7 protein-coding genes are annotated in these 4712 nt (G+C 61.7%); 3 read left to right on the forward strand and 4 right to left on the reverse strand.

Features of this window, described 5'->3' with window-relative positions; all coding sequences use genetic code 11:
• Positions 1–755 (reverse strand): hypothetical protein (locus C8N34_RS25460; protein WP_108131029.1); only part of this gene is annotated, 755 nt, incomplete at its 3' end.
• A complete protein-coding gene (locus C8N34_RS25465; RefSeq protein ID WP_145693947.1) occupies positions 752–1450 on the reverse strand; it encodes a hypothetical protein in 699 nt (232 codons plus the stop codon). The genes C8N34_RS25465 and C8N34_RS25460, both read right to left, overlap by 4 nt.
• Positions 1451–2016: 566 nt before the next feature.
• Here C8N34_RS25465 and C8N34_RS25470 point away from each other — a divergent pair.
• Positions 2017–2241, forward strand: a complete 225-nt coding sequence (locus tag C8N34_RS25470) for a helix-turn-helix domain-containing protein (RefSeq protein WP_108131031.1) — start codon at positions 2017–2019, stop codon at positions 2239–2241.
• Between the two features lie 76 nt (positions 2242–2317).
• Here the strand turns inward: C8N34_RS25470 and C8N34_RS25475 are convergent, their stop codons facing one another.
• Positions 2318–2656, reverse strand: a complete 339-nt coding sequence (locus C8N34_RS25475) for a hypothetical protein (protein WP_145693944.1) — start codon at positions 2654–2656, stop codon at positions 2318–2320.
• 83 nt (positions 2657–2739) lie between these two features.
• Here C8N34_RS25475 and C8N34_RS25480 point away from each other — a divergent pair, with 83 nt between their 5' ends.
• Positions 2740–3903, forward strand: coding sequence for a BRCT domain-containing protein (locus C8N34_RS25480; RefSeq protein ID WP_158640820.1), 1164 nt, complete (start codon positions 2740–2742; stop codon positions 3901–3903).
• A 2-nt stretch (positions 3904–3905) separates the two neighbouring features.
• On the opposite strand, the gene C8N34_RS27360 is transcribed toward C8N34_RS25480, so the two are convergent.
• Entirely contained in the window at positions 3906–4112 is a 207-nt protein-coding gene (locus tag C8N34_RS27360; RefSeq protein ID WP_211317747.1) for a helix-turn-helix transcriptional regulator, read from the reverse strand.
• An 86-nt stretch (positions 4113–4198) separates the two neighbouring features.
• Here C8N34_RS27360 and C8N34_RS25490 point away from each other — a divergent pair, with 86 nt between their 5' ends.
• Positions 4199–4480: a helix-turn-helix domain-containing protein gene (locus C8N34_RS25490; protein WP_108131034.1), complete on the forward strand. Its 282-nt coding sequence runs from the start codon at positions 4199–4201 to the stop codon at positions 4478–4480.
• Positions 4481–4712 lie beyond the last annotated feature (232 nt).

Consider the following 4712-nt stretch of genomic DNA (forward strand, 5'->3'; position numbering starts at 1 on the left):
CGCAGCAGCGCCTGCCTGCGCGCCTGTGCCGCCAGCCCCGCCTCTGTCAGCGCGCGGACAGGCCGGACATCCAGCGCCCGCACCTCGCGCCGCACAACGCTTTCGGTCAGACCCATGGCGGCGCATATATCCATGACCCCCATCCCCTGCGCGATCAGCCCGCGCATTTCATCCAGCCGAGCCGCGCGCTTGTTGCGGCGGTCCTCGGCAATGAGGGCCAGATTGGCCCGCGCCCGCGCGGCGCCGGACAGCCCGTCATTCGCCTTCGGGGCCTTGGGGACCTTGGGCACCTTGGGCGCCTTCACCTTCGCGGCAGCCTTCGGCTTTGGGTGCGCCCTGGCGCGCGACTTGCGTGGCCGGGCGGGAAGCGCGATCCGCTGCCCCGCCGCGAAGGCCTGAAGCAACCTGTCGGACATGCCCATCCGCACCGCCAGATCGCCGCGCGGCACCCCTTCGGCCAGCAAGGCCAGCAGCTGCGCCCGGTGGCGCGCATCGGCCTCGGCCTCGGGGGATACGACCGGCGCAACAGACCCGCCTGCCGCATCCGCTTGCCGCAACCGCCGCGCGCGCGCCTGATTGCGGCGTGCGGCCTCACTCTTGCGCTGCCAGCCGGTCATCCCGCCCAAATCGGTATATTCGACACCTGAAACGCCCCGCGGCACGATCTTCACCGCACCGGGGGCGACGGCGACCCCATATCTGGCGGCAACCTCTTCCGCGATCTGCCGTGCAAGGGATTGGTCGTGTTTGGTCATAGATCACCTTCGGGAAACAAAGGGCGCTGGCGGTTGTCGATGCGATCCATGAACCGCATCTGCATGGGCACCTCGCTCCAGTCGCGCTGCCAGACGAACCAGGCATTGCGCTGCGGCGGGCTGCCCTCGCCCGTGAAGTCCAGCTTCCAGCGCATCAGGTAGCAGTAGGAAAACGGCTGCGCCTCCAGCAGCTCACCAAGCCCGTTGGCCCGCGCAGCCGGCCAATCCCATGACAGCAGCAAGGCCATGTAAGACCAGCCCGGCATATCCAGCGCATGCCGCAGCCACCGGCCGCGCCCGTCGCGGGCGTTGATCAGATTGTAGGGCGGATTCATGATGATCGCCTGCGCCGGGCTCTTGCTGACATCGAAGTAATCGCGCACCTCGGCATCAGGGCAGCGACGGTCAACGATATCGGAGGCGACCACCTGAAGCCCCGCCTCGCGCAGCGGCATCACCAGCGCACCATCGCCACAGGCACTTTCCCAGACAGAGCCGCAAGATCGGATCACCTCGCCATCATGCGCCAAAAGGCCACGAATGGCCTCGGGCTGGCCGGTCGGGTAAAAGTCGTGATCGCGCCGCACATCCGGCGCTCGCACCTCCGGCAGATCCATCAAGGCATCCTGCCGCGCATCAGGGCGATGCCCGCCCTGTATCGCCCGGAACAGCGGCTTTGCACTTGGCGCCGCCATTACACAGCCCCCGTGCAGATGCGGTCCGGGTGGAACAACCCGGACCGCCGCACCAGAACCGCAAGGGCCTGCCGGGAAAGCGCCCGGCGCGCATCCGCGGGCCATCCCGCGAATTTCGCCCCGTGGACGCTGACGGGGCACGAACCGCACCCCGCCAACGCTCCAACAAGAGGCGGGCACGCCATCGCCAGCAGCCGCCGTGCCCCGGTGCGGCGCCGGGAGGCATGGAACCCCCGGCCTTGTGCTGACGTGTGGGAATAAAAGGCGGGCGACGGGACAGCGCCGCCCGAGTTTGCCGCCCCGACAGAGACAGAGAGGTCGAGGCAGCCACCCCTCAGGGAGGACGGGCGAACAGCGAAAACTGAGATTGTGGGACTATATATCCGCAAGACGTCAAAGGACTCGCCCAACGGATTGTGCAGGCATACCATTTGTGGTGCAGGGGCGATTCGCTCAACCAAACCGCCCCCGCGGCGAAGCCGCGCCGTCCACATCCGCACGGCACCACCAGCGCCAGAACAGGTTCCCGCCTGCCTGCCGCACATAGCCATGAAGGAGTGAAACCCATGGCCATGATCCGCCACCCCATCACGGGGGTGGAAATCAACGAAATCAGCATCACGCGCCCGCGAAACCTGACCGAAGATGAAGCTCGAACTGCGCGCATTCTGCGCGCTGAAGGGCACAAGGTGCAGGACATCGCGGCAATGCTGGGCACCAATCAGGGTCGCGTCCACGCCGCCCTTGGCAGCGCACCTGCTGCTGGAGACGATCAAGCCTCGCTGATCTGAGCGAAGCCAATGACAATAGCCCATGGGAGACAGGCGTGGTGAATGGCGGTGGGGGAAACCTGCCGCCATTTGCGTTTCAGGCCACATCGCCGCCCCCCGTGAATTCATCCGGCCACATCCGCATGGCCATCATCACCTTGTCGCCGGTTGGACAGGAAAACCCGTCGAACCAGTTGCAGGCGGTCTGGAAGGTGACCGCGAACATCACCGCGCATTCCTCGCGGCTGGCACAGCGCCGTGCCACCAGATCGGCCCAGAACACCATCGCCGCATGGCGCGTGATGATCGGCGCCACCGTGACCCGCCGCGCCGCCGCCGCACCCCTGCCCCGGTCAAACGCATTGGCACGGCACATTTGACCCCGGCGCGGGGCAAGGTCAGCCGGTGCGATTTTGCGGAGAGCGCTCTGTGACATCAGGCCACCTCACAATGCAGGGTTATTGCCCGCCGCTCGGAGGGCAGGTTAGCCTCGATCTCAACCCGAGGGAGAATCATGAAATGTCGTTTCTGAGTTGGATTTTTGGGCGCGCATCGACAAAGCAATCGCCGCCTCCCGAACTTGCCAAAGAGGTCATTGGCCAAGAGATCGAAGACAGCACCGAAACCGTCACCCAGACAGAAGATCTTACGCCAAGTGACGGCCCAAGCCGGGATCACGAAGCGCTGGAGAATCTTTTCTGTCAGATAGAATATGTTGATGCTGCGGGCAGCTTTTCGCGCCGCCCGGTGACTTTCATGAGCGCCGATTATAACGGCGATACAGTATTGATCACCGCCCTTTGCCACATGCGTAAGGCCATGAGAACCTTCAGGGCCGACCGGATCAAGTGCGTCATTACCGCAGATGGCGAAGTGTTCGACGGCGCCGACTTTGTTACGAATACCCTCGGGATCAGCATTCCCAAAAAGCGCCATTCTGCCGCCGAAGACATAGAAAAGCAGAGCTTCATCATCCCGCCGCGCCAACCGCGGGAGTTCCGCGATTGCATCCTCGCGCCACTTTCCGTTCTGGTTGCCTGCGGGCACGCGGACGGCAGCTTTCACATCGAAGAGCTTGACCGCATCATGGCTTGGGCAGAGATGGAGGCCGTCCATCTGCACCGAAACGGCGAGATTGCAGCACTTCCAACTATCGAGGAAATGGACGCGCTTGGCCGAACTATCGCCAACATGCGTCCACAACTGGAAGCGCTGAAAAACCACATGGTCACAACGCTCACTATGAATCCCGGGGCCGTTGAACGCTTCGAGAAGGCGCTTGATCGGGTTATATCTGCCGACGGCATAATCCACGACGAAGAGGCGAGCTTTGTCGATGAGTTTGCGGAACTCGCCCGCATGGTGCGCAAAGACCCCCAGGTTGCCATAAAATTCATCAACGCAGTCGAGGCAAAGACCCTGCGGACCCCTTCTGGCGACCTTAACGGTGCCATCTTTGTATTCTCCGGCGCGCTTTCCACGATGAAGCGAAAAGAGGCGCAGGATACCGTCAGGGCGTGCAACGGTGTCGTCAAGACCAACGTCGACTTTTCGCACGAATTTTATGACGCTTACCTTGTGCTTGGCGCTGGCAGCGGAGCCAAACGGGAAAAGGCCATCGCTTCCGGCCTCCCGATTTTGACCGAAGCTGAATTCTTGGAGATGGTTGGGCTGATGGACTAGCATCAAGCAGCATCCCTTACCCATGCATCCACCGGCACCCTGCCGCCTGTCTCACGCGCAATCCGAACAGCAAGTGGCAACGATGGTGTGATCTGTCCCGCACATAGCTTGGAGACAGTCCCTTGGCTTACGCCAACGCGCTTTGCGAACTCGACCTGAGTTTCGCCAGTCTCGGTAAGGAAAGACGCAAGGTTTGCCATACCCTGCATAAATGCCTATCAGGCATATGCCTGTCAAGCATCTATATTCCCCGGGGGCGTTAGCCTGTATAGATCAGTAAGTGCATAATCATCTCATGCAGAACCTCCGCTCTATCCGTAAAGCCAAAGGCCTATCTCAGGCTCAGCTTGCTGAGATGGCAGAGGTCAACCAAGCAACGATATCCAAGATCGAAAGCGGGACTGCCAACTTCACGTCCGAAATGGTCTCCAAGCTAGCGCACGCGCTCTCAGTTTCCGAAGCAGAGCTGTTCGGCCTGCCAGAGCTACAGTTGCGGGTTTTGCAGGCCATCAATCGTATGGACCCTAGTCAGCGCGAGGCGGCTTTGGTGGTTCTCGAAGCGATGTCGCGCAAGTAAACTCTACATCAGCGCCCGCAATCAGCCTCAGCAAAGCCCACAGTTCTCGGCGACCTAAGCCGCGAATCAGCGTCTCCATATCAACACCCGTTCCCAATTCGTTCTAGTTTGGCGCGGATTAACTTCTGCGCAATGCAGAATGTCGGATTATCCACAGGCAACATTATGCCCGTTAGGCATTGACAGGAATATGCCTGATAATCATATTCACTCCATCCAACGATGGAGGCCC

The organism is Gemmobacter caeni, assembly GCF_003054195.1.
GTDB classification, from domain to species: Bacteria; Pseudomonadota; Alphaproteobacteria; order Rhodobacterales; family Rhodobacteraceae; genus Gemmobacter; species Gemmobacter caeni.